Source organism: Streptomyces sp. NPDC056222, assembly GCF_042264065.1.
Lineage (GTDB): Bacteria > Actinomycetota > Actinomycetes > Streptomycetales > Streptomycetaceae > Streptomyces.
In genome coordinates this window covers 1-22,748 of the sequence record NZ_JBHJTL010000066.1, presented here as the reverse complement: position 1 = coordinate 22,748, position 22,748 = coordinate 1, and the positions used below count along the sequence as shown (strand labels likewise).

The 22,748-nt window shown below is 72.0% G+C and carries 22 protein-coding genes; 5 read left to right on the top strand and 17 right to left on the bottom strand.

Annotated elements, in window-relative coordinates:
* Positions 1-37: 37 nt before the first annotated feature.
* From ACFC0D_RS26525 to ACFC0D_RS26510, 4 genes are all read right to left on the bottom strand, one after another.
* Entirely contained in the window at positions 38-1,114 is a 1,077-nt protein-coding gene (locus ACFC0D_RS26525) for an acyl-CoA dehydrogenase family protein (protein ID WP_376440743.1), read from the bottom strand.
* Positions 1,111-2,301 (bottom strand): acyl-CoA dehydrogenase family protein, encoded by a 1,191-nt coding sequence (locus ACFC0D_RS26520; RefSeq protein WP_376440740.1) that lies wholly within the window; start codon positions 2,299-2,301, stop codon positions 1,111-1,113. The genes ACFC0D_RS26525 and ACFC0D_RS26520 overlap by 4 nt, the downstream gene beginning before the upstream one ends.
* Positions 2,298-3,266, bottom strand: coding sequence for an NADPH:quinone oxidoreductase family protein (locus ACFC0D_RS26515; RefSeq protein ID WP_376440737.1), 969 nt, complete (start codon positions 3,264-3,266; stop codon positions 2,298-2,300). The genes ACFC0D_RS26520 and ACFC0D_RS26515 overlap by 4 nt, the downstream gene beginning before the upstream one ends.
* A 109-nt stretch (positions 3,267-3,375) precedes the next feature.
* Entirely contained in the window at positions 3,376-3,960 is a 585-nt protein-coding gene (locus ACFC0D_RS26510; RefSeq protein WP_376440734.1) for a helix-turn-helix domain-containing protein, read from the bottom strand.
* Positions 3,961-4,031: 71 nt separating this feature from the next.
* Here ACFC0D_RS26510 and ACFC0D_RS26505 point away from each other — a divergent pair, with 71 nt between their 5' ends.
* The 3 genes from ACFC0D_RS26505 to ACFC0D_RS26495 all read left to right on the top strand — a co-directional run bounded on the left by ACFC0D_RS26505 (position 4,032) and on the right by ACFC0D_RS26495 (position 6,847).
* Complete coding sequence (locus ACFC0D_RS26505) at positions 4,032-5,000, top strand: NAD(P)/FAD-dependent oxidoreductase (protein WP_376440802.1); 969 nt, start codon at positions 4,032-4,034, stop codon at positions 4,998-5,000.
* Positions 5,001-5,023: 23 nt separating this feature from the next.
* Positions 5,024-5,923, top strand: coding sequence for an SDR family oxidoreductase (locus ACFC0D_RS26500; protein ID WP_376440732.1), 900 nt, complete (start codon positions 5,024-5,026; stop codon positions 5,921-5,923).
* Positions 5,924-6,067: 144 nt separating this feature from the next.
* The gene (locus tag ACFC0D_RS26495) at positions 6,068-6,847 is read left to right on the top strand and encodes a VOC family protein (protein ID WP_376440729.1); all 780 of its coding nucleotides are present in this window, start codon (positions 6,068-6,070) and stop codon (positions 6,845-6,847) included.
* 1 nt (position 6,848) lies between these two features.
* On the opposite strand, the gene ACFC0D_RS26490 is transcribed toward ACFC0D_RS26495, so the two are convergent.
* From ACFC0D_RS26490 to ACFC0D_RS26465, 6 genes are all read right to left on the bottom strand, one after another.
* Complete coding sequence (locus ACFC0D_RS26490; RefSeq protein WP_376440726.1) at positions 6,849-7,685, bottom strand: enoyl-CoA hydratase/isomerase family protein; 837 nt, start codon at positions 7,683-7,685, stop codon at positions 6,849-6,851.
* Between the two features lie 80 nt (positions 7,686-7,765).
* Entirely contained in the window at positions 7,766-8,518 is a 753-nt protein-coding gene (locus ACFC0D_RS26485; RefSeq protein ID WP_376440724.1) for a PIG-L deacetylase family protein, read from the bottom strand.
* 17 nt (positions 8,519-8,535) lie between these two features.
* Positions 8,536-9,435, bottom strand: coding sequence for an SIS domain-containing protein (locus ACFC0D_RS26480; protein ID WP_376440721.1), 900 nt, complete (start codon positions 9,433-9,435; stop codon positions 8,536-8,538).
* 70 nt (positions 9,436-9,505) lie between these two features.
* Positions 9,506-10,657: a GntR family transcriptional regulator gene (locus ACFC0D_RS26475; RefSeq protein WP_376440719.1), complete on the bottom strand. Its 1,152-nt coding sequence runs from the start codon at positions 10,655-10,657 to the stop codon at positions 9,506-9,508.
* Positions 10,658-10,742: 85 nt separating this feature from the next.
* Positions 10,743-12,041 (bottom strand): alpha/beta fold hydrolase, encoded by a 1,299-nt coding sequence (locus tag ACFC0D_RS26470; protein ID WP_376440716.1) that lies wholly within the window; start codon positions 12,039-12,041, stop codon positions 10,743-10,745.
* Between the two features lie 73 nt (positions 12,042-12,114).
* Positions 12,115-13,566: a cellulase family glycosylhydrolase gene (locus ACFC0D_RS26465; RefSeq protein ID WP_376440714.1), complete on the bottom strand. Its 1,452-nt coding sequence runs from the start codon at positions 13,564-13,566 to the stop codon at positions 12,115-12,117.
* A gap of 171 nt (positions 13,567-13,737) precedes the next feature.
* Between ACFC0D_RS26465 and ACFC0D_RS26460 the strand changes: the two genes are divergently transcribed.
* The gene (locus ACFC0D_RS26460) at positions 13,738-14,901 is read left to right on the top strand and encodes an ABC transporter ATP-binding protein (RefSeq protein WP_376440711.1); all 1,164 of its coding nucleotides are present in this window, start codon (positions 13,738-13,740) and stop codon (positions 14,899-14,901) included.
* A gap of 24 nt (positions 14,902-14,925) precedes the next feature.
* On the opposite strand, the gene ACFC0D_RS26455 is transcribed toward ACFC0D_RS26460, so the two are convergent.
* From ACFC0D_RS26455 to nadE, 7 genes are all read right to left on the bottom strand, one after another.
* Positions 14,926-15,135, bottom strand: coding sequence for an RICIN domain-containing protein (locus ACFC0D_RS26455; RefSeq protein ID WP_376440709.1), 210 nt, complete (start codon positions 15,133-15,135; stop codon positions 14,926-14,928).
* Positions 15,136-15,154: 19 nt separating this feature from the next.
* Positions 15,155-16,108: an ABC transporter substrate-binding protein gene (locus tag ACFC0D_RS26450; RefSeq protein WP_376440706.1), complete on the bottom strand. Its 954-nt coding sequence runs from the start codon at positions 16,106-16,108 to the stop codon at positions 15,155-15,157.
* Positions 16,105-16,779 (bottom strand): ABC transporter permease, encoded by a 675-nt coding sequence (locus ACFC0D_RS26445; RefSeq protein WP_376440704.1) that lies wholly within the window; start codon positions 16,777-16,779, stop codon positions 16,105-16,107. The genes ACFC0D_RS26450 and ACFC0D_RS26445 overlap by 4 nt, the downstream gene beginning before the upstream one ends.
* On the bottom strand, positions 16,776-17,465 hold the full coding sequence (locus ACFC0D_RS26440) for an ABC transporter permease (protein WP_376440701.1): 690 nt from the start codon (positions 17,463-17,465) through the stop codon (positions 16,776-16,778). The genes ACFC0D_RS26445 and ACFC0D_RS26440 overlap by 4 nt, the downstream gene beginning before the upstream one ends.
* A gap of 101 nt (positions 17,466-17,566) precedes the next feature.
* Complete coding sequence (locus ACFC0D_RS26435; protein ID WP_376440698.1) at positions 17,567-17,797, bottom strand: DUF6381 family protein; 231 nt, start codon at positions 17,795-17,797, stop codon at positions 17,567-17,569.
* A gap of 78 nt (positions 17,798-17,875) precedes the next feature.
* On the bottom strand, positions 17,876-18,268 hold the full coding sequence (locus ACFC0D_RS26430; protein WP_376440696.1) for a VOC family protein: 393 nt from the start codon (positions 18,266-18,268) through the stop codon (positions 17,876-17,878).
* 111 nt (positions 18,269-18,379) lie between these two features.
* On the bottom strand, positions 18,380-19,210 hold the full coding sequence (nadE, locus tag ACFC0D_RS26425) for an ammonia-dependent NAD(+) synthetase (protein WP_376440799.1): 831 nt from the start codon (positions 19,208-19,210) through the stop codon (positions 18,380-18,382).
* A gap of 478 nt (positions 19,211-19,688) precedes the next feature.
* On the opposite strand from nadE, the gene ACFC0D_RS26420 reads away from it, so the two are divergent.
* Positions 19,689-22,676 carry a carbohydrate binding domain-containing protein gene (locus tag ACFC0D_RS26420; RefSeq protein WP_376440693.1) on the top strand — a complete coding sequence of 996 codons (2,988 nt, stop codon included), beginning with the start codon at positions 19,689-19,691 and terminating at the stop codon, positions 22,674-22,676.
* Positions 22,677-22,748 lie beyond the last annotated feature (72 nt).

Genomic DNA, 22,748 nt, shown 5'->3' with positions numbered 1-22,748 from the left:
TAAAGGGGTGCGGACACAAGGGCCCCTTACTTCCGCCCTAGGCGGGAGCCGGGAGCCCGACCAGCGCGGCGACGGTGTCCTGGTGCCGCCCCGCCGAACCCAGCGCGATCTGGTCGGACTTGGCCCGCTTCAGCGCGAGGTGGGCGGGGTGCTCCCAGGTCATGCCGATGCCGCCGTGCAGTTGGACACACTCCTCGGCCGCGTGGACGGCGACCTTCGAGCAGTACGCCTGGGCCACGGCCACCGTCAGCGGGGCGTCCGCACTGCCGGTGGCCAGCGCGTCGGCGGCGGCGCGGGCCGCCGCCCGGGCGTTCACGACCTCCAGCCAGAGCTGCGCCATCCGGTGCTTCAGCGCCTGGAAGGAGCCGACGGGCCGGTTGAACTGGTAGCGCTCGCGGGTGTGGCGGACGGTCTCCTCCAGACACCACTCGGCCAGCCCGAGCTGCTCGGAGGCGAGCAGCCCGGCGCCCGCGAGCAGGCCGCGGCGGACCGCCGCGCGGGCCATGTCCGCGTCCGCGAGCCGGGTGCCGCTCGTCCCGTCCGTGGTGACCGCCGCGAGCGGCCGGGTCAGGTCGAGAGGGGTCTGCGCCTCGACCGTGGCCTCCGCGGCCGGAACCGCGTACAGCCCGTCGGCACGGGGCACCAGCAGGACGTCCGCCGCGGCCGCGTCCGCGACACCCGTCACCCGCCCGGTCGTGGGCGGCACCGCGTCGGGGTCCGCCGAGAGCGGGACGGCGAGCACCGCCACCGTGCGGCCGCCCGCGAGACCGGCGAGGAGCTCGGCGACGGGCCCGCTCTCCGAGTCCAGCGCGAGCAGGATCTCGGTCGCCACCACGGCACTGGTGAGGTACGGCGCCGGGGTCACCGCGCGCCCGAGCTCCTCGAGGACGACGGCCGCCTCACGGTGGCTCGCGCCCTGCCCACCGAGCTTCTCGGGGACGAGGAGTCCGGCGGCACCCATGTCGCCGGCGAGCGACTTCCAGAGGCCGGGGACGTACGGATCACCGCTCTCGATCCGGCCGAGCACCACGCTCGGGTCCGCCCGGTCGGCTAGCAGGGAGCGGACCGCCGCCCGCAGGTCGTCCTCGGTCTCGGAATAGAGCAGATCAGTCATCGCGCGAGGTCCTTCCAGGCGACGTCCTTGTCGTTGCGGGGCTCGGCGGGCAGGCCGAGGACGCGTTCGGCGACGATGTTGAGCAGGACCTCGGTCGTGCCGCCCTCGATCGAGTTGCCCTTGGAGCGCAGATAGCGGTAGCCGGCGTCCCGGCCGGTGAAGTCGACAAGTTCGGGGCGGCGCATGGTCCAGTCCCCGTACAACAGCCCCTCCTCACCGAGGAGTTCGACCTCCAGGCCGCTGATGGCCTGGTTGAGGCGGGCGAAGCCCAGCTTCATGGCGCTGCCCTCGGGGCCCGGCTGTCCGGCGACGAGCTGCTGACGCAGCCGCTCGCCGGTGAGACGGGCCACCTCGGAGTCGACCCAGAGGTCGAGCAGCCGCCGGTGCAGCTCGTGGGTGCGCAGCTCGGGGTGCTCGCGCCAGGTCGTGGAGACCGGGCCGATCATCCCACCCTCGCGGGGGATGCGGGCGCCGCCGATGGAGACCCGCTCGTTCATGAGCGTGGTCTGGGCGACGCGCCAACCGTCGCCGATCTCGCCGAGCCGGTGGGCGTCGGGGATACGGACGTCGGTCAGGAAGACCTCGTTGAACTCGGCCTCTCCGGTGATCTGGCGCAGTGGACGGACCTCGACACCGGGGTCGGTCATGTCGCAGATGAAGTAGGTGATGCCCCGGTGCTTGGGCAGGTCCGGGTCGGTGCGGGCGATGAGGATGGCCCAGCGGGCGACGTGCGCGCTGGAGGTCCACACCTTCTGGCCGTTCACGACCCATGTGTCGCCGTCGCGTACGGCTCGGGTGCCGAGCGCGGCGAGGTCGGAGCCGGCCCCGGGCTCGCTGAAGAGCTGGCACCACACCTCCTCGCCGACCCAGAGCGGCTTGAGGAAGCGCTGCTTGACGTCCTCGGAGCCGTAGGCGAGAACGGTCGGCGCGGCCATGCCGAGGCCGATGCCGATCCGGCGGGGGTCGTTGTCGGGGGCACCGGCGGCTGCCAGTTCGGCGTCGACGACGGCCTGCAGGGAGCGCGGGGCGTCGAGGCCGCCCAGGCCCACGGGGTAGTGCACCCAGGCGAGGCCGGCGTCGAATCGGGCACGCAGGAAGTCCGTGCGGTCGGTGGTGGCGGGCGGGTGCTCGGCGAGCAGCTGCCCGGTCCGCGCGATGAGCGCCTCGGCGTCGATCGGGGCGGTCATCGGGTGGCCCCTTCCGGGAGGACGACGAGCCGGCCGGTGGTGACACCCTCGGAGACGCGCTGCACCGCGTCGGCCGCGCCGGCGAACGGCACCCGCTCGCTGACCAGCGGCTTGATCAGGCCCTTGGCCGCGTACTCGGTGAGGGTCTCGTGGCAGCGCAGGATCGCGGCCGGGTCCTTCAGGTTGTAGAGGCCCCAGTGGAGTCCGACGATCGAGTAGTTCTTGACGAGGGCGTGGTTGAGCGCGGGCGAGGGAATGGAGCCGCTCGCGAAGCCGACGATCACGATCCGGCCCTCGAAGGCGACCACCTTGGCGGACTGGGCGTAGGCCGCGCCGCCGACGGGGTCGTAGATCACGTCGGCGCCCCGGCCGCCGGTGGCCTCCTTGACGGCGGCGATGACGTCCTCGGAGTGCCGGTCGACGACGACGTCGCAGCCGAGCGCGCGGGCGACCTCGGCCTTCTCCGCTCCGCCGACGACGCCGATGACGGTGGCACCGGCCGCCTTGCCGAGCTGGACGGCGGCGCTGCCGACGCCACCCGCGGCGGCGTGGACGAGGAGGGTCTCGCCCTCCTTCAGCGCGGCGCGCCGGTGCAGGCCGAACCAACCGGTCTGGTAACCGATGTGGAGCGCGGCCGCCTCGGCGTCGTCGAGCGCCTCGGGCGCGGGGAGCAGGGCCGCCGCGTCCGCCACCGCGTACTCGGCGAGTCCGCCGTACGGGAGGGCGGGGGTCGCGATGACCCGGCGGCCGTCCTCGGTCTCCCCGCAGATCTCCACGCCGGGGGTGAAGGGCAGCGGGGGCCGCACCTGGTACTGGCCCCGGCAGAGGAGGGCGTCGGGGAAGTTGACGTTGGCGGCGCGCACCTTGAGGAGCACCTGCCCCTCGCCGGGTGTCGGGGTGTCCACCTCGTCGAGCTGCATCACCTCGCCCGGCTCGCCGTTCTCGTGCACTCGCCATGCCTGCATCGCGGTCCTCCACCAGCCGTCGTCCGTACTGCGCGGTCGGTCGCATACTAAGCGGTCGCTTGTGCCTGGTGGAACCATGCGCCGGATACTTCTTCCGCGCTGGCGTCCGTCAGGACGCCTTGGGCCGGGCCCTCACATGCATCCGCTCGCCCTGCGGCCCGAACAGGCTCAGAAACTCCACCGGGCCGTCGGCCGTCGGCCCGAACCAGTGCGGTACGCGGGTGTCGAACTCGGCCGCCTCTCCCGCGCCGATGACCACGTCGTGCTCCCCGAGGACGAGCCGCAGCTTGCCGGAGAGGACGTAGAGCCACTCGTACCCCTCGTGGACCCGCTGCTCCACCAGCGCCTCGGACTTCTCCTGCACGATCTTGTACGCCTGGAGGCCACCGGGCTGGCGGGTGAGCGGATACATGGTCCGGCCGTGTCGCACGATCGGCTTCGCGCGCACCCGGGGATCGCCGACGGGCGGGGCGCCGACCAGCTCGTCGAGCGGCACCTGATGGGCCCGGGCGATGGGCAGCAGCAGCTCGAGACTCGGCTTGCGCTGTCCGGACTCCAGGCGGGAGAGCGTGCTCACGGAGATCCCGGTGGAGGCGGACAGGTCTCCCAGCGTGGCGCCGCGCTCGCGCCGGACGCGGCGCAGCCGCGGGCCGATCTCGTTCAGTACGTCGTCGATGCGCTCGTCGTCGGTCATGGTTTCCATTTGCGGAAATGGCAAGAGCGTTTGTCAAGCGCGCCGGCCAGGGCGAGGGTCGACGTATGGACATGAACGAGCGGTACGACGTGGTGGTGGTGGGCGGCGGCGCGGCAGGGCTGAGCGCGGCCCTGATCCTCGGCCGGTCGCGGCGGAGGACCCTGGTGATCGACGCCGGCGAGCCGCGCAACGCTCCGGCCGCGCATATGCAGGGCTTCCTCTCCAGGGACGGGATGAGCCCGGCGGAATTCCTGCGGGTGGGACGCCGGGAGATCGCCGCGTACGGGGTGGAGTGGGCGGCCGGACGCGTGACGGCGGCGGTGCCGGACGGTGCCGACGGCTTCGTGGTGACCGTGGACGACGGTCGTCGGGTCTCGGCGCGCCGGCTCGTCGTCACCACGGGTCTGGTGGACGAGCTCCCGGAGATCGACGGCGTCGCGGAGCGGTGGGGTCGCGATGTGCTGCACTGCCCGTACTGCCACGGCTGGGAGGTCCGCGACCGTGCCTTCGGGGTGATCGCGCATCCGGTGATGGGCGTCCATCAGGCCCTGGTCGTCGCACAGTGGTCCGACGACGTGACCCTCTTCCTGCACACCGCCGACGAGCCCTCCGATCAGGACCGGGCCCGGGCGGCGGCGGCCGGAATCGAGGTGGTGACGGGCGAGGTGGCCGGCCTGGTCGTCGAGGACGACCGGTTCACGGGCGTACGCATGGCGAACGGCCGCGTCGTCGCGCGTGACGTGCTCTTCGTCGGGCCGCGCATGACGCCCCGGGACGGCCTGCTCACCGCGCTGGGTGCCACCACGCGCGAAACGCCGCTCGGCCCGTTCGTGGCGGTGGACGAGACGGGGCGGACCGATGTCCCCGGCGTCTGGGCGGCGGGGAACGCCATCGGCGCGCAGGAGCAGGTCATCAATGCGGCGAGCGGGGGCTACCGGGCCGGCGTGGCGATCAACATGGAGCTGATCATGGAAGACCTGGACCGCAAGGTCGCGGCAGGGGCCGCGACGACCGGGGGCCGACGGGTCTTCAGTTCTTGACCGTCTCGCGCTATCGATGCGGCATGACCGACGAAGCGCCGGACCTGCCGGGACTCCCCGCCCCTCCCCCGCTCGGCGCCACCGCGCTGCCACCGGGGACGTACGAGGGGCGGGTGGTCCTGGTGACCGGGGGCGGGTCGGGACTGGGGAAAGCGATCGCCGCGGAGTTCGCCCGGCTCGGGGCGGAGCTGCTGATCGTCGGGCGTAGGGCCGCCCGGCTGGAGGCGGCGCGGGACGAGCTGGCCGGCATCGGCGGGAGGCGGGTGGCGACCGCCGTCTGCGACATCCGCGACGCCGAGGCCGTCGCCGGGGTCTTCTCCTCCTGCGAGGCGGCGCTCGGCTCCCGCCCGGACGTCCTGGTCAACAACGCGGCGGCCAACTTCCCCGTACCGGCCGAGGAGTTGACGCCGAACGGCTGGCGTGCGGTCGTCGACGTCACGCTGACGGGCACCTGGTTCATGACCCGGGAGTTCGCCCGCCGCCACCTCGCGGCGGGGACTCCAGGATCCGTCGTGAACGTGGGCGCCTCGTACGCCTGGACCGGCGGTCCCGGTTTCGCCCACTCGGCGGCGGCGAAGGCCGGGGTCAAGAACCTGGTGGAGACGTTGGCCGTGGAGTGGGGACCGTACGGGATCCAGGTCAACGGCCTGGTGCCGGGGCTGATGCCGCACGAGGACATGACGTCCGACATCCGGGGCGCCCTCGACCGGGCGCCGCACCAGGACACCCGGCAGCCCGCCCTCCGCGTGGGGTACCCGCGCGAGCTGGGCTGGGCGGCGACCTTCCTGGCCTCCCCGTACGCCCGGTTCGTCTCCGGGCACACGCTGGTGGTCGACGGCGCGAACTGGCAGCGCCGGGCCCTGGTCAACGATCCCGTGGTGCCGGTGCGCGAGCAGTTGGGGCGGGGGCGGTTCAGGGAGTGAGCGCGCCGGCCCACGCGGATCGCGCGAATCACGCTGGTCCACGCGGATGAACACGGGCGCCTGCGGCTGCGGGGGCGGGGCCGAGCGTGGAGGATCGGCGAGGGTGGCCGGACGACCTCCAGACGTGGAAAGGCAGGGCACGACATGCTCGGTACGGACTTCACCAAGGGCTCCCCCAGCTGGATCGACCTGGGCAGTCCCGACACGGCGGTCGCCGCCGGGTTCTACACCGCCGTCTTCGGCTGGGAGTTCGCCTCGGCCGGGCCGGACGCCGGCGGCTACGGCTTCTTCCAGCAGGACGGCCGCACGGTCGCCGCGCTCGGGCCGCTGACCGAGGAGGGCGCGCGCTCCTCCTGGACCGTGTACTTCCAGACTCCGGACGCCGACGCCACGGCCAAGACCGCGGAGAGCGCCGGAGGCAGGGTGCGCGCGCAGCCCTTCGACGTCATGGACGCCGGGCGGATGGCGCAGCTGACCGATCCGGGCGGCGCCGATTTCGCGGTGTGGCAGCCGGGCTCGGTGAAGGGTCTGGAGAAGACCTCCGAGGACAACACGCTGTGCTGGGCGGAGCTGCACGTCCCGGACCCGCGGGCCGCCGTGGAGTTCTACGGCAAGCTGTTCGGCTGGCGCTCGCAGGACATGGACGCGCCGGGGATGACCTACCGGGTGCTGTCCACGGCCGAGGGCGACCAGCAGGACGCTTCGTTCGGCGGGATCGCCGAGCTCCAGGAGGGCGGGGACCACGCGCGCTGGATCCCGTACTTCGCGGTGGCGGACGTGGACGACACCGCGGTGCGAACGCAGGGCAACGGCGGCTCTGTCCTCATGCCGGCGGCGGACATCCCCGACGTGGGCCGGATCGCCTGGCTGGCGGACCCGTTCGGAGCCCCCTTCGCCGTCCTCAAGCCGGCCCCGCAGGGGTGAGTCAGCGGCCCTCGAAGCGTGGGGGCCGGCGGGCGGCCTTCGCCCCGTAGCCCTCACGGGCGTCGTCCGAGGAGAGGGTGAGCGCCGCGGCGAGGGCGGTGCGGTCGAGGGTCGCGGCCATGGCGTGATCGGCGTAGGCGTCGATGTTCCGCTTGACGGCGCGGACCGCGAGCGGCGCGTTCGCCGCGATGGCGGCCGCGGTCTCGCGGGCGGCGCGGTCCAGCTCGTCGTGTGGTGTGACGAGCTGGACGAGCCCGAGCCGTTCGGCGGTGGCGGCGTCGATACGGCGGCCGGTGAGCGCGAGGTACTTGGCCCAGCCGGCGCCCGCCTCGCGGGCGATCCTCAGGTCACCGCCCGCGTCGACGGCGACGCCGAGGGTCGCCTCGGGCAGGGCGAAGACGGCGTCGTCGGCGGCGATCCGGACGTCCGCCATGAGCGCGAGCTCGAACCCGAAGCCGAGGCAGTACCCCTGGACGGCGGCCACCACCGGCTGGGGCAGCCGGGCGAAGACGGCGAAGCGCTCATGGACCCAGCGAATGCCCTCGTCGTACCGCTGGATCCGCTCGGCGACCGTATGCCCGGTGATACCCCCACCGGGCGCGGAGACATCGATCCCGGCACAGAACGCCCGCCCCTCGGCCCGCAGAAGTACGACCCGCACCCTCTCGTCGAACCGGATCCGATCGGCCATCAGCCCGAGCTGCCGACTGGCCTCCCAGCTCCACCCGTTGAGCTTCTCGGGCCGGCAGAGGGTGAGCACCCCGACGCCGTTCTCGACATCGAGCGTGAGCCGCTCCTCGCCGTCCGGGATCTCCGTGTCGAGCGTGTCGATCATCATGCACCCCCCACGTCCTGACGGATCGTCAGGTTAGGTGCTCGGCACCGCGAGAGGAAGGCCGCACGCCGTTCGGACGGGCCTCAGCGGGGGAAGAGCTCGAAGGCGACGGTCGGCCGGTCGCCGTAGCGCGGCGCGAAACGCCGGTTGTTGCCGTCGAGGAACGTGCGGATGTAGGACTCCGGGTCCTCGTCCGTGAGGGCCTCGATGTAGGCGCGGTGGGCCAGGAGGGACTGGACGGCGCGCTCCTCGCCGGGCGTGGCGTCGACGGCGTGGGTCGGGGTGTTGGAGCCGGCGACCGCCACCCAGCGGACGCCGTTCCACGGCTCCAGGCCCTGCTCGGTCAGTTCGGGGAAGATCCAGCGGTTGCCCGCGTCGCCCGCCGCGTCCAACGTCGCGCGGCCCACGGCCACGTGGTCCGGGGTGTTCCAGAAGCCGCCCACACCCGTGCCCCAGGTGTCACGGTGGTTCAGGGTGACGACCAGCTCGGGACGGTGCCTGCGGATCGCCGCCGCGATGTCGCGGCGCAGGCCGAGTCCGTACTCGATCACGCCGTCCCGGTGGTCCATGAACTCCACCGTCGGCACCCCGACGACGGCCGCGCTCGCCCGCTGCTCCTGCTCGCGCAGTGGGCCGCAGGCGGCGGGGTCGAGCGAGTCGATGCCGGCCTCGCCGCGGGTGGCGAGGACGTAGACGACCTCCTTGCCCTCGTCCGTCCAGCCGGCGACGGCCGCGGCGCAGCCGTACTCGAGGTCGTCCGGGTGGGCGACCACGGCGAGCGCGCGCTGCCAGTCACCGGGCATGTCTTCGAGTTGCGTGATGCTCGTGTCGATCATGGCCGCAGGATACGGCCTCAGACCCGGATCGCTCCGGAAAGGATCACCGAGCGCGACGCATGGCGGGGACGGTCCGGGTTGAGCCCGCGCCGCACCGCGAGCGTGACGGCGAGTCGCTGGGCACGCACCAGGGCGGCCACCGGATCGATGGCGTCGGCGGCGAACAGCGCCCCGGTGGCCTCCACTTCGTCCCGCAGGCCGGCCGGTGCCGGGCCCAGACAGCACACGAGGCTGGACCGGTCGCTGATGATGATCGGCCCGTGGCGGTACTCCATCGCCGCGTACGACTCCGTCCATGCGCGCGCCACACCACGGAGCTTGTGCGCGGCCTCGTCGGCGAGTCCGACGGTCCAGCCCGTACCGAGGAAGGTGAACTGGCGGCGCTGCTCCCAGGCCGTCGGCAGCGGTTCGTACAGGGCCAGTTCGGCGTCGACGATCGACGGGGCGAGGTCCACCCCGAGCCCCGCGCGCAGCAGTTGGAGGGCCGTGGTGGCGAACCGGGTCTGGGCCACGGAGCGTTCGTCGGCGTAGTCGAGGCCGATCACCCGGTCCGCGTGGTGCGCCGCGCGGCTGTCCGGGACGCCGGTCAGGACGAGGGTCGGGATGCGGCCCGCAGCCCGGGCGAGGAGCGTCGCGACCTCCGTCGTCGTACCGGAACGGGTGAGCGCGACGATCCGGTCGTAGCCCCGCCCGAGCGGGGTCTCGTCGGAGGCGGGAAAGGCGTCGGTCTCGCCCTGGCCGAGGGATTCGCGCAGGGCCGCGTAGGCGCGGGCGATGAAGTACGAGGTGCCGCAGCCGACGACCGCGATCCGCTCACCGCGCCGGGGCAGCAGATCGGCGTGGTCGGCGGCCGTGTCCGCCGCGCGCCGCCAGCAGTCGGGCTGGCTGGCGATCTCGGCACTGACGTGGGTGGTCATGTCCGGTCCTCTCCTCATGGGTGGTCCGGACCGAGTTCTATCCGCCCTGCCACGAGCGATCAATGAGCAATCAGGACTCACTTCTTGGACTTTTGCGCCCGCCCGCACCACGCGCCCCCGCGCCGCAGGACGCCCTGACCACGAGCCGGGGCCGCAGCTGCACCTGGTGCAGCGGGGAGGCGTCGCCGTCGGCGAGCCGGCGCAGCAGGATCTGCGCGGCGAGCCTGCCGACCTGGAACTTGGGCGGTGAGACGGCTGTCAGCGGGGTCTCCGCGACGTCCGCGAACTCGTTGTCGTAGCTGATCAGGGCAAGGTCCTCGGGGACGCGCAGCCCCGCGCGGCGGGCGGCGGCGAGCACGAGCGCGGCCTCGCGGTCGCCGAAGCAGAGCCCGGCGGTGACCCCCGCTCCCCGCAGTTCGGCGACGGCGCGATCGGCCCGTTCGGGGTTCCAGCGGTCCCCCGCGTCCCGTACGCGCAGCGGCTCGTGGAGGCCGAGGTCGGCGACGGCCCGGTCGAAACCGGACTCGATGGGCTGGGTGGTCGGTGCGTCGGTGCGGACGAGGAGCGCGACCCGTTCGTGGCCGAGGGCCCGCAGATGGCGTACCGCGTCGTAGGCGCCGCCCTCGTGGTCGGTGCAGACGTGTTCGGTGGGGTCGCCCGGGCCGTACGCGGCGAGCCGACGCTCGACGAGGACCGCCGGGACGGACAGCGCGAGGAGTTCGTCGGCGCGCCGGCCCGGGTCGGTGGCCGTGTGCAGGGAGGGGACGAGCAGCAGCCCGTGGACGCCGGAGGAGAGCAGCCGCCGGACGGCGGCGTCCTCCTCGTCGGGGTCGTAGTGCGAGCAGGCGAGGACGAGCCGGGCGCCGGCCGCGGCGAGCTCCCGCTCGATGCCCTGGAGGACGCGGGGGTAGTAGAAGGTGGTGTCGGGGACGAGCACCCCGACGACCCTGCGGCCGGCGGCTGTCGCCGAGTCGTCGTCCGGTCGATGTGCGGCGAAGGTCCCCGCGCCCTGGCGGCGTTCGACGAGGCCGAGCGCGACGAGGTCCTCGTACGCGCGGCGGACCGTGGTCACGGAGAGGCCGGTCTCCGTGGCCAGGGCCCGCTCGGTGGGGAGCTTGGAGCCGGGTGGCCAGGTGCCGTCGAGGATGCCGCGGCGCAGCTCGGCCATCAGGGCGCGGAACTTCAGCTCCCGTCCGGACGCCGGCACGTCGTTCCCCGCCATCCCGGCCTCCCGCGTGCTCACCTCGATTGCTGCCCGATTGCGCGGCGAATCCTATCCCCGGCACATCGGATCCCGCCCGGGCCGATCAGACCTCTCCCCGGGCGAGCGCGAGCAGCCGGTCCAGGACACGGGGGCCGCCGGCCCGGACGCCGTCGTGCTCGAACTCGTCCGTGACCCAGGTCCGCAGGCCCCGGATCGCGCGGGCGGTCTCCAGGGAGTGCGCGGTGTCCACGTACAGGTCGTCGTGGTAGACGGCGGCGGCGACGGGCACCTCGTTGGCGGCGAGGCGGGCGGGGTCGTAGAGCGGCGCCCAGACCTTCCGTTCGGCGAGCAGCCGGGCCGTCTCGCGCAGCGGGCGCAGGGCGGGGTCGGTCTCGAAGTGCCAGGGATGGACGGTCTCGCCCGTGAACAGGAGCGGTGCGTCGCCGGCGAGGGTCTTCTCCGCGTCGAACTCCGGGAACTCGGCGCGGACGCGTTCGGCGGCCCAGGCGGTGGGGCCCTGCCCCTGGGCGTAGATGGCTTCGTGGAGCAGGGCGTAGAGCGGGTGTCCGGCGTACGAGAGGGCGGCCTGGACGTTCTCCAGGAAGGCGTCCGAGAGCGCGGGCCCGGCGGGTGTGGGGACGAAGGCGTCCTCCAGCAGGAAGTGGAGCTGGTGGGTGCCCTCGCCGCTGCCGAGGAGGATCCCGAGGGACTGGAACGCGGCCGGGGTGAGCCGCCCGCCGGACGGGAGGGTCACCTCGTGCGCGTGCAGGTGGGCGGCGATGGCGCGGGCGCGGTCGACGTCCTGGGGGTAGCGGGCGTAGTGGGCCTCGACCTTGCGCCGGATACGGGGGTAGGCGGCCCGGTAGACCTCGTCGGCGGTGGCGTGCAGGGACGGCAGCCCGCCGGTGATCAGGACCGTCCGCAGGCCCTCGGGGGCCGTGGACAGATAGTGGGTGGCGCAGAAGCCGCCGAAGCTCTGGCCGAGCACGGTCCATCGGGCTCCGCCGGTGAGCCGCTTCCGGATCAGTTCACAGTCCTGGACGATCGAGTCGGCCCGGAAGTGTGCGAGATGGTCGGCCTGCTGCCGGGGGGTGCCGCGCAGGGGCAGGGTCTGGCGGTTGGCGGGGGTGGAGTTGCCGGTGCCGCGTTGGTCGAGCAGGAGGACGCGGAACTCCTGGACGGCCCGTCCGAGCCAGGCCTGGCGGCCGATGAAGCGGCGGGCCCCGAAGCCGGGCCCGCCCTCCAGGTACACCAGCCACGGCAGGTCGTCCCCGGACTTGTCGCTCGCGACGGCCTCACGGCCGTAGACCTCGATCTGTTCGCCTTCGGGGTCCGCGTGGTCGAGCGGCACGGTGAAGCGACGGTCGGTGAGGACGAGGCCGGGCTGGCGGTAGCTGGTCAATGCTGCTCCTGTTCAATACGCCCCCGCCCGCCCAGTGGATCACAGGGTGCGGGCGGGGGCGTATCGAGGTGGGTCAGGAGGTCGGGAAGTCGTCGGCCGTCCTGATGCGGTCGCGGATCCAGACACCGGCCGGCTTGAGGGAGCCCGTGCCGGCCCACGGCCCGTTGTCGGCGCACGTGCCGACGTTGAAGACGGCTCCGCTGCGGTTGTCGTCGGAGAAGTTCCAGTTGACCCAGCTGATCTTCCTGGCGGCCATGAGGTCGAGGAACCGCTGGGTCATCGCGAAGTCGTTGGCGCCCTCACCCGCGTAGTTCTGGGTGCCGAACTCGGTGACGAAGACGGGCAGCTTGTCGGCGGCGCGGGAGAGGGTGTTCAGGTACTCGTCGCGGTGCGAGTACGCGTAGAAGTGGAAGGTGTACATGATGTTGGCGGCGTTCACCGGGTTCGCGACGATCTCGGACTCGTCGGCGCCCTCGGACACACCGAGCGAGGACCACGCACGCGTGCCGACGAGGATCGGGGTCTCGGCGTCCTTGGCGCGGATGACGGGGATCAGCTGTTCGGCGTAGCTCTTGATCCGGGACCAGGCGACGCCGCTGGGCTCGTTGGCGATCTCGTAGAGCAGGTTGGTCTTGGCGCCGTGGCGCTGGGCGATCTCGGTGAAGAAGGTCTTGGCCCGGGCGAGGTTGTAGTGCGGGTCGCCGGGGTCGAGCATGTGCCAGTCGACGATCACGTACATGCCGCGCGCGGTGGCCTGTTCGATGAGCGAGTGGGCCAGGTCGGTGTACTTGCGCGGGTCGGTCTCGTACCCGTCCTCCTGGACGTAGGTGGAGACGCGCAGGACGTCGGCTTTCCAGTCCTTGGCGAGCGCGTCGAGCGAGCCGCCGGTCAGACACTGGCTGTACCACTGCGTGCCGTGGCTGGACATGCCGCGCAGCTGGATGGGCTTGCCGTACTGGTTGCAGAGCTTGGTGCCGCAGACCTTCAGCTGACCGTTGATCGCGGCCGGTGTGTCGGCGACGGGCGCGGCGGTGTCGACCTTGAGGTGGTCGACGTTGGGGCCGCCGTTGGCGGTGGTGGCGGTGGCGCGGATCGTGTTGGCGCCGGCCTTGAGGTTGGCGGTGACGGTGGTGGTGGTCCAGGTGGTCCAGGCGCCGGTGCCCGCGAAGGCCTTGCCGGAGGCCGCGACCGCGCCGTTGACGGAGATGTCCATGGGGCGGTTGGTGGGGGTGCCGTTGGCGTAGCGCAGGGTGAGGGTCGCGGTGCCGGCCTGCGCGGCACTGACGTTCCACTGGACGTAACTGCCCGCGGTGTTGTCGTAGTTGACGAACCCCGAGCCCGTGAAGCCGGTGTGGTTGGACTCGACCGCGCCGCTGGAGACCGTGGCGCTCTCGGCCTCATGGGTGACGGGGGCTGCCACCGCCGTCGGTGGTGCGGCGGCGAGGCCGAGGAGCAGGGCGGTCACCGCGGTGCCGGCGGCACCCAGTGAGCGCAGATGGTGACGTGCCGATCGTGCCGATGTCATGGGGGTCTCCCGGAACGATGGATTGGAAGGAAAGTTTCCTAACGGATGAATAGCAGTCCGATGGAGCGCCTCGCAAGGGTCATGACAAGAGACGGCGTTCAGCGGGCTGTCGGAACCCCGGACGGTCCCGGCCCCCGTGCGCACCGCCCCCGACGCTCCTAGCGTGGATCCATGATCCGGTTCGAGCAGGTCGGCAAGGTGTACGCGGACGGCACCACGGCCGTCGACGGCCTGTCGTTCGACGTCGCCGAGGGCGAACTGGTCACCCTGGTCGGGCCGTCCGGTTGCGGCAAGACGACCACGATGATGATGGTCAACCGGCTCATCGAACCGACGTCGGGCCGCGTCCTGGTCGACGGGGAGGACGTCGCGAAGGTCGATCCGGTCGAACTGCGCAGGAACATCGGCTACGTGATCCAGCAGGTCGGGCTCTTCCCGCACCGGACGGTCCTCGACAACACCGCGACCGTGCCCTCGTTGATCGGCTGGAGGAAGGCCCGGGCCCGCGCCCGCGCCGCCGAACTCCTCGATCTGGTCGGCCTCGACCCCAAGGTCTACGGCGGCCGCTATCCGGCCCAGCTCTCCGGCGGACAGCGCCAGCGCGTCGGCGTGGCCCGCGCGCTCGCCGCCGACCCGCCGGTGCTCCTGATGGACGAACCCTTCGGTGCGGTCGACCCGGTCGTCCGCGAGCACCTCCAGAACGAGTTCCTGAACCTCCAGGCCACCGTGCGCAAGACCGTCCTCCTGGTCACCCACGACATCGAGGAGGCCGTCCGGATGGGCGACCGGATCGCCGTGTACGGGGAGGGCCGCATCGAGCAGTTCGACACGCCGGCGGCGGTGCTCGGCACTCCCGCCACGCCGTACGTCGCCCAGTTCGTCGGCGCGGACCGGGGTCTCAAGCGTCTCTCGGTCACCGAGGTCGAGCCGGACGACCTGGAACAGCCGTCGGTCGCCCGCCTGGACGAGCCGGCCGCCGACGCGGCGGCACGGCTGCGCGCCGACGGGGCGCGCTGGGCAGTGGTCCTCGGCGGCGACGGCGACCTGCACGGCTGGGTGGCCGCCGACACCCTCGACCTCGCCGGCCAGGAGGGCACGGTGGGCGACCTGGCCCGCCGTATGGATGCCTGGGTGTCGGTGGGCGCCCCGCTGAAGCAGGCGTTCGGCGAGATGCTCCAGCACGACGCGGGCTGGGTGGCGGTCCTCGACGGCCCGCGATTCCTCGGCGTCCTCACCCCCGCCAAGCTGCACGAGGCACTGCGGCGTTCGGTGGGCGCCGAGGCTCGGGGAGTCGGGCGGGGGGAGGTCGAGTTCGACTCGGTGGCGGACGCCTGAGGGGGTGGATAACCCACGCGGCGGTCAACCGGCCAGACGTGCGGTCCAGCGGCGGGAGGCGTCCGAGTCGCAGGTGAACTGGACGAGCGGCATGTTGTTGTCGGTGGAGCGCCCACCGGCCACCGTCATGCACTTGTCCGTCTGCACATTGACGATCTGGTAGGTCCGGCCGCTCCAGTTGGTCACCCTCCACCGGCGCGAGGGGTCGCTGTCACAAAACGCCCCACCCCGCACCGACGCTCCGGAGCCGTTCCTAGCTCGCGGGAATGAGCTTCTTCTGCTGGAGATACGTCCTCGCGACGTCCTCCGGGAGGCGGCGCCAGCTGTCGACCCGCTCGTTCATGTTCGCGAGATCGGCCGTGGTCAGGACCGTGTTGAGGCGGTCGAGGGCGCTCGTCACGCCCTCGCCGCCCGCGCGGGAGTGGTTGACGACCGGGACGATGTGGTCGGCGTTCTGCAGGTGCTTGTCGTCGGCGAGCAGGACCAGACCGAAGTCGTCGAGCGTGGCGTCGGTGGTCGTCGTCAGGACCATCTGGTCCTGACCGCTCTGCACGGCCTGTTTGGCCTGCGTGGTGCCCACACCCTTCGGGTCGACGCCGGTGATGTCGATGCCGTACGTCTCTCTCAGGCCGGGCGCGCAGTACGGCCGCTGGACGCATTCGTCGCCCGCCGCGAGCCGCACCGGCAGCTTCGCCGCGCCCAGGTCGCTGAGGGTCTTGAGCCGGTGCTCGGTGGCGTACGCGGCGGTGACGGCGAAGGCGTTCTGGTCGACGGCCTCTCCGGCGTCGAGGACGGTCAGCCCGCGCGAGCCGGCGAGCCTGCGCAGGGCGGTCATCGTCGCGGCGAGGTCGGGCGAGCCGACGGTCGGCGCCTCGGGACCGTCGACCTTGGCGTTCAGCCAGTCGGCGAACGTCGCCGCGTACTCGGGGACGACGTCGATCTGGCCGCTCTCCAGGGCCGGTTCGTAGATCTCCCGGTTGGTGACCGAGATGATCCTTGTGCTGTATCCGGCCTGTTCGAGCAGGAGGGCGTACATCTGGGCGAGCAGATCGCTCTCGGTGAATCCGGCGTTGCCGATGGTCAGATGGCGGCTGTCGCCGGGTGAGCCCGTGACCTCGCCCCGGTTCTCCAGCGAGGGGCCGGTTGCACAGCCGGTGAGGACGGCGCACAGCGCCACCGCACCCGCGGCGACGCTCCGCCCCCTCATCCCGCGCTCCCCCGCGCCCAGGCCGGGGCGAGCCGCTGCGCCCCCACGAAGACGAGCTCGACCACGAGCGCGAAAGCGGCGACGAGGACGGCGCCCGCGACGACCTGCGGGGTGGAGGCGAGGTTGAAGCCGGCGGTGATGATCCGGCCGAGGCCGCCGCCGCCTGCGAGCGCCGCGACGGTCGCGGTGGCCACGAGCTGCACGGCGGCGATACGGACTCCGGTGAGGATCAACGGGAGCGCGAACGGCATCTCGACCCGGAACATCATCTGCGTTCCGGTCATGCCCATCCCCCGCGCGGCCCGTACGACATCGGCGTCGACGCCCCGCATCCCGACGTACGCGTTGGTGAGCAGCGGCGGTACGGCGAAGAGGACGAGCGCGATGACCGTCGGCCAGTCCCCGTACGTGCCGATCGGGCTGAGCAGCAGCAGGACGAGGACGGCGAAGGTGGGCACGGCGCGGCCGACGTTGGAGAGGTTGACGGCGAGGGCTCCGCCCTTGCCGAGGTGGCCGAGGACCAGGGCGACCGGGAGGGCGAGGGCGCAGCTGAGCGCGAGGCAGACGACGGTCAGGAAGAGGTGTTCGGCGAGCCGGTGCCAGACCCCGTTGTCGCCGGACCAGTTGGCGGCGTCGGAGAGCCAGTCCCAGGTGGCGGAGAGGGTGTTCACGCGGCCTGCCCGCGGGAGCGGGCCGTCCACGGCGTGAGCAGCCGTTGCAGGCCGAGCAGCAGCAGGTCGGCGACGACGGCGATGATCACGCAGAGGACGGAGGCCGTGAGGACCTGCGCCTTGAAGTAGGTGTTCATTCCGGAGTAGATGAGGTTGCCGAGGCCTCCGTGTCCGACGATCGCGCCGATGGTGACGAGGGAGACGGCGGAGACCGTGGCGATGCGCAGCCCCGCCATCGCGGCGGGGAGCGCGAGCGGCAGCTCGACGGCGAGCAGCAGGCGGACGGGCCCGTATCCCATGCCGCGTGCGGCTTGGCGGGTGTCCTCGGGGACGGCGCGGAGGCCGGCCAGGAAGTTCCGTACGAGCAGGGTGAGGGAGTAGAGCACGAGCCCGGCGACGACGAGCGAGGCGCTGAGCCCGTACAGCGGCAGGAGCAGCGAGAACATCGCGAGGGACGGGATCGTGTACAGGATCGTGGTGACCCCCAGGACCGGGCCGGCCCCCCAGCGCCAACGCCGGGCCAGGACGGCGAGGGGCACGGCGAGCAGCAGCGCGAGGGCGACGGAGATCGCGGTGATCTCCAGATGCTGGACGACGGCGTCGCCGAGGATCTCGCTCCGGGAGGACAGATAGGCGCCGCAGATCCACTCGTTGCGCGCGAGGCAGTCGTCCGGAGGCGCGGTCATCCCTCCATTGCAGGCCGCGGCCCGGCGGGGTGCACGCCGGGCCGGGCCGTTCGGGCCATCTCATTCACAGCCGGAACAGCACTCCCGCCGGAACGACCCCCCTAGCCGGGGTACCTCTCGTGGAGATCGTCGGGCCAGGGCTCGTGCTCCTGGCTCAGGGCCCGTTCGCTGCGCTCCTTGAGCCGTTCTCCCCGCTCCCGCAGGCGGGCGGCCTCCTCGGCGTCGGTGCTGCTCCGTGCCCGCTGCAGCAGGTTCTCCGCCTTGTCGCGCTGGTACTGGGCATGGGCGTGGGCGGCCTCGCCCTCACGTCCGCCGCTGTCGTGTGCGGTCATGATGCGCCTCCTCGGGCGGCGGCTTCCCTCACCGGCGCGGGGAGAAACGCGGACGCCCGGCCGTCGCCGTACGGCCGACTACTCCTGGAGGACGGAGAGCACGTTGCCCGCCGGGTCGGTGAACCAGGCGATCGCGGCCGGACCCTCGGGGCCCGGGCCCCTGACGACACCCTTGGCATCGTGCTCGAACTCCGCGTAGCGCTCCAGGCTCACGCCCCGCTTCGTCAGCTCGTCGACGGCCACCTCGATGTCGTCCACGGGGAAGTTGAGGATCGTGAAGGACGCGGGCGTGTGGTTGTCCTTGGGGTAGACGAAGATGTTCGCGCCGCTCCCCAGCTTGATGGTCAGCATCCGCATGTCGCCCTGCCCGCTCTCCTCGACCGGGAGGCCGAGGGTCTCGCCGTAGAACTGGCGGGCCTTGCCGAGATCGTCGACCGAGAAGCCGCTGAACGCCTTCGTCTGTCCGAACATGCCGTTGTCTCCTTCGAGTGGACCCGTGGGATTCCGAGGGCACACCAAGCGGACCACCTTCCGGACGCCCGCCACGCGGGCTGACGTCCGGATGGTGGTCGCACGTCACTCTCAGGGAGCGATCGGGAGCCGGCGCTTGTGGTCGGTGAGCTCGTAGCGGCGGACGATGGAGGCGAAGGCAGTCTCCGCGACCGGCTTGCCCTCCAGGAAGTCGTCGATGTCGTCGTAGGTGACCCCGAGCGCGTCCTCGTCGGGCTTGCCCGGGTCGAGGGTCTCCAGGTCGGCCGTGGGCGTCTTCCACACCAGCACGGAGGGGGCCCCGAGCGCCTCGGCGACGGCGCGCACACGGCGCTTGGTCAGACCGGTCAGCGGGACGACGTCGGCCGCGCCGTCGCCGTACTTGGTGAAGAAGCCGGAGACGGCCTCCGCCGCGTGGTCGGTGCCGACGACGAGGCCGTCGTGGGCGCCCGCGACGGCGTACTGCGCGATCATCCGCTGGCGGGCCTTGATGTTGCCCTGGACGAAGTCCTGGTGGTGGGCGTCCCGGAAGGTCACGCCGCCGGCCAGGGCGGCGTCGAGGGCGGCGTCGCTCGACGGCCTGACGTCCACGGTCAGGACCCGGTCGGCGGCGATGAAGCCCAGCGCGAGCTGGGCGTCCTTCTCGTCGGCCTGGACGCCGTAGGGCAGGCGCATGGCGTAGAAGGTGGCGTCGTGTCCGGCGGCACGGGCCCGCTCGACGGCCAGCTGGCAGAGCCGGCCCGCGGTCGTGGAGTCGACACCGCCGCTGATCCCGAGCACCAGGGCGCGCAGCCCCGTGGAGGTGAGGCGCTCGGTGAGGAAGGCCACCCGGCGTTCGATCTCGGCGAGCGGGTCGAACGTCGGGGAAACCTCGAGTTCCCGGGCGATCTTCTGCTGCGTGGCGGTGGACGCCGCGTCGGTCACGGAGTGCTCCTCGGGGTGGTGCGACGGTACGGGGGCGGGCACTGATCCGGTACGCCGGTCGGGCGACTGGTCACGGGCCGAGGTCGACTCTATGCGGCACGCCGAGGGAACGGTGCGCGGGCCCGGCCCACCGGGCCGGCGGGGCACCACCCCGCCGTGCTCGACCCCGCGGGCGCGGGGCGCCCTTGGGGCTGCCCGCCAGTCGCGGACGAACACGTGCGCGAAGCCCGCCGCCGCCCGCACCGGCGGCACCGGCACGACGCCGGCCCCGTTCGTCACGGATTCCGTCCCGGACTCTTTACGCGCGTGTCATGCACGGGTAACTTCCGCTCTCGCAAACGCTTGCTGCAAGTTGCTGACTGCCCTTTCAGAGAGGGGGTGGCAGCCCTCCCGTTCCGGTCCGAGGCGCTTCGGAGTGAGCGGGGTCCATCGACCGCCGCGACCTCCCCGTCGCGGCCCTGCTCCGGAGAAGTGACGTATGCGACGCACTCCCTTCCGGCGGTTCGGACGCGCCCCGGCGGCAGCCGCGGCCGCCGCCTGCCTGCTCGGGCTGCTCTCCGCCGTACCCCCCGCCGGCCCGGCCACCGTGCCCACGGCCCCCGCCGCGGCAGCGGACAACACGGCGACGGTCTTCTACTACACGAAGACGAGGAACTGGTCTGCCCACAACCTCCACTACGCGCCCGACGGCGGCGCCTGGACCACCGTCCCCGGCGTCGCGATGGAAGCGGCCTGTACGGACTGGGTGAAGAAGACCGTCGCCCTGGGCTCCGCCGAAGGGCTCCAGGCCACCTTCAACAACGGCACCGGCACCTGGGACAACAACGGCGGCCGGAACTACGACCTGGGAACCGGCGCCATCACGGTGAAGGACGGCGTGGTCGCCCACTCCGACCCGTGCGCCGACGACCCGGGCGAGCCCGAGCCCGGCAACCTGGCCACCGTCTACTACTCCACGGCCGCCCTCGGCTGGACCACCGCCAACCTGCACTACGCCCCGGCCGGCGGAGCCTGGACCGCCGTCCCGGGCGTCGGCATGGAGGCCGCCTGCACCGGCTGGTGGAAGCGGACCGTGGACCTGGGCGCGGCCACCGCCATGAGCGCCGTCTTCAACAACGGCAACGGCGTCTGGGACAACAACAACGGCGCGAACTACGCGCTGTCCGCCGGTACGACGACCGTCAAGGACAAGGTCGTCACCGGCAACGCCGCCGACCCGTGTGCCGCCGAGGTCCCCGACACCGAGGCGCCCGGCGTGCCCGCCGGGGTCGAGGCGAGCGCCGACGGCATCTCCGTCGTCCTCAGCTGGGAGCCCGCCACCGACGACAAGGGGGTGACGGGGTATCAGGTGACACGTACGGGCGGCACCCGCGGCACGACGGTCACCGACGTGGGCTCCACCGTCCTCTCCGACGCGAATCTGGAGGAGAACACCGCCTACACGTACACGGTCAGGGCCCGCGACGCGGCAGGCAACACCTCCGCCGCCTCCGCGCCCGCCCGGGCGACCACCGGCACGGCGCCCCCGGCCCCCGACCCGGGCCGCCCGCTCGGCACCGACCCACGCAAGGACCCGATCTACTTCGTCCTGACCGCCCGCTTCAACGACGGCGACACCTCGAACAACCGGGGCGGCAGCCAGCACACGAAGTCCGGGAACGCGGCCAACGACGACCCCATGTTCCGGGGCGACTTCAAGGGCCTGGTGAACAAGCTCGACTACATCAAGGGGCTCGGCTTCTCCGCCGTGTGGATCACCCCCGTGGTGCTCAACCGGTCCGACTACGACTACCACGGGTACCACGGCTACGACTTCTACAGGGTGGACGCCCGGCTGGAGTCGGCCGGCGCCTCGTACCAGGACCTGATCAACGCCGCCCACGCCAAGGGCATGAAGATCTACCAGGACGTCGTCTACAACCACTCCTCCCGCTGGGGCGCCAAGGGCCTGTTCACCCCGAAGGTGTACGGCGTCCGCGACAGCCAGTGGAGCTGGCACTACGACGAGCCCAACTCCTCCTTCGAGTACGACGGACTCTCCGTCGAGCCCAAGTCCGGCAAGTCGTACTACAACGGCGATCTGTGGTCGACGGCCGAGCCGACGGGCAACACGTGCGTCAACTGGGGCACCCCGACCCCGTACACCTCCCCCGAGGGCTACCGGATCTACAACTGCCAGTGGCCGAACCCCACGTCGGGCATGTTCCCGAAGTCGCTCTACCACAACTGCTGGATCGGCAACTGGGAGGGCGAGGACTCCCGTTCCTGCTGGCTGCACGACGATCTCGCCGACTTCAACACCGAGTCCACGGCCGTGCAGAACTATCTGATCGGCGCCTACGACAAGTACATCGACATGGGGGTCGACGGCTTCCGCGTCGACACCGCCGTCCACATCCCGCGCACCACCTGGAACCGGCGATTCCTGCCGGCCATCCAGGAGCGTGTCACGCAGAGGTTCGGGGCGGAGGCCGCGAGGAACTTCTTCGTCTTCGGCGAGGTCGCGGCCTTCGTCAACGACAAGTGGAACCGCGGTTCGGTCAACCACTCCGCCCAGTTCTACACCTGGAAGGAGCGCAAGGAGTACGCGCTCGACGACGCGGCCGCAGCCCTGGAGATGTACGACTACGAGCAGCAGCAGGGCACGGCGAACCAGCCGACGTCGAACAACGCCTTCCTGAACGGGAACACCTACCACGCGCCGGACCACAGCAGGTTCTCCGGGATGAACGTCATCGACATGCGGATGCACATGAACTTCGGTGACGCGCAGAACGCCTTCGGCAACGGCAAGGACTCCGACGACAGCTACAACGACGCCACGTACAACGTCGTCTACGTCGACAGCCACGACTACGGTCCCAACAAGAGCAGCGAACGCTACGCCGGCGGCACCGACGCCTGGGCGGAGAACATGTCGCTGATGTGGACCTTCCGCGGCATCCCGACGCTGTACTACGGCTCCGAGATCGAGTTCCAGAAGGGCAAGAAGATCGACTGCGGGCCCACCTGCCCGCTGGCGACCACGGGCCGTGCCTACTTCGGCGACCATCTCTCCGGGGAGGTGAAGGCCTCCGGCTTCTCCACCGTCGAGTCGGCGAGCGGCGCGGTCGCCCAGACCCTGGCCCAGCCGCTGGCACAGCACGTCCAGCGGCTCAACCAGATCCGCCGGGCGGTCCCGGCCCTGCAGATGGGCCAGTACTCCACCGAGGGCGTCAGCGGCTCGATGGCGTTCAAGCGCCGCTACACCAGCGGCACGACCGACAGCTTCGCGCTGGTCACGGTCACCGGCGGGGCCGGCTTCACGGGCATCCCGAACGGCACCTACACGGACGCCGTCACCGGCGACCAGCGGGTCGTCACCAACGGCACCCTGAACGTCACGGCTCCGGGGAAGGGCAACCTGCGGGTGTACGTCCTGAACGGGCCCGGTCGGATCGGTGCCGCGGGGCCGTATCTGAAGTAGCGGCGCCCTGGTGGGGTCGGGATGCGGGCGGGGGGCGGGGGGCCAGCGGCCCGCCCCCCCCCCCCCAAACCC

Excerpts from the sequence above, each read along its gene's own strand:
- ACFC0D_RS26475 (WP_376440719.1), bottom strand. The coding sequence starts at position 10,657 with ATGGCGGGGAACGACGTGCCGGCGTCCGGACGGGAGCTGAAGTTCCGC.
- ACFC0D_RS26485 (WP_376440724.1), bottom strand. The coding sequence starts at position 8,518 with ATGATCGACACGAGCATCACGCAACTCGAAGACATGCCCGGTGACTGG.
- ACFC0D_RS26520 (WP_376440740.1), bottom strand. The coding sequence starts at position 2,301 with ATGACCGCCCCGATCGACGCCGAGGCGCTCATCGCGCGGACCGGGCAG.
- ACFC0D_RS26465 (WP_376440714.1), bottom strand. The coding sequence starts at position 13,566 with ATGACATCGGCACGATCGGCACGTCACCATCTGCGCTCACTGGGTGCC.
- ACFC0D_RS26490 (WP_376440726.1), bottom strand. The coding sequence starts at position 7,685 with ATGATGATCGACACGCTCGACACGGAGATCCCGGACGGCGAGGAGCGG.
- ACFC0D_RS26450 (WP_376440706.1), bottom strand. The coding sequence starts at position 16,108 with ATGAGGGGGCGGAGCGTCGCCGCGGGTGCGGTGGCGCTGTGCGCCGTC.
- ACFC0D_RS26435 (WP_376440698.1), bottom strand. The coding sequence starts at position 17,797 with ATGACCGCACACGACAGCGGCGGACGTGAGGGCGAGGCCGCCCACGCC.
- ACFC0D_RS26505 (WP_376440802.1), top strand. The coding sequence starts at position 4,032 with ATGAACGAGCGGTACGACGTGGTGGTGGTGGGCGGCGGCGCGGCAGGG.
- ACFC0D_RS26480 (WP_376440721.1), bottom strand. The coding sequence starts at position 9,435 with ATGACCACCCACGTCAGTGCCGAGATCGCCAGCCAGCCCGACTGCTGG.
- ACFC0D_RS26515 (WP_376440737.1), bottom strand. The coding sequence starts at position 3,266 with ATGCAGGCATGGCGAGTGCACGAGAACGGCGAGCCGGGCGAGGTGATG.
- ACFC0D_RS26510 (WP_376440734.1), bottom strand. The coding sequence starts at position 3,960 with ATGACCGACGACGAGCGCATCGACGACGTACTGAACGAGATCGGCCCG.
- ACFC0D_RS26430 (WP_376440696.1), bottom strand. The coding sequence starts at position 18,268 with ATGTTCGGACAGACGAAGGCGTTCAGCGGCTTCTCGGTCGACGATCTC.
- ACFC0D_RS26460 (WP_376440711.1), top strand. The coding sequence starts at position 13,738 with ATGATCCGGTTCGAGCAGGTCGGCAAGGTGTACGCGGACGGCACCACG.
- ACFC0D_RS26525 (WP_376440743.1), bottom strand. The coding sequence starts at position 1,114 with ATGACTGATCTGCTCTATTCCGAGACCGAGGACGACCTGCGGGCGGCG.
- ACFC0D_RS26500 (WP_376440732.1), top strand. The coding sequence starts at position 5,024 with ATGACCGACGAAGCGCCGGACCTGCCGGGACTCCCCGCCCCTCCCCCG.
- ACFC0D_RS26420 (WP_376440693.1), top strand. The coding sequence starts at position 19,689 with ATGCGACGCACTCCCTTCCGGCGGTTCGGACGCGCCCCGGCGGCAGCC.
- ACFC0D_RS26440 (WP_376440701.1), bottom strand. The coding sequence starts at position 17,465 with ATGACCGCGCCTCCGGACGACTGCCTCGCGCGCAACGAGTGGATCTGC.
- ACFC0D_RS26495 (WP_376440729.1), top strand. The coding sequence starts at position 6,068 with ATGCTCGGTACGGACTTCACCAAGGGCTCCCCCAGCTGGATCGACCTG.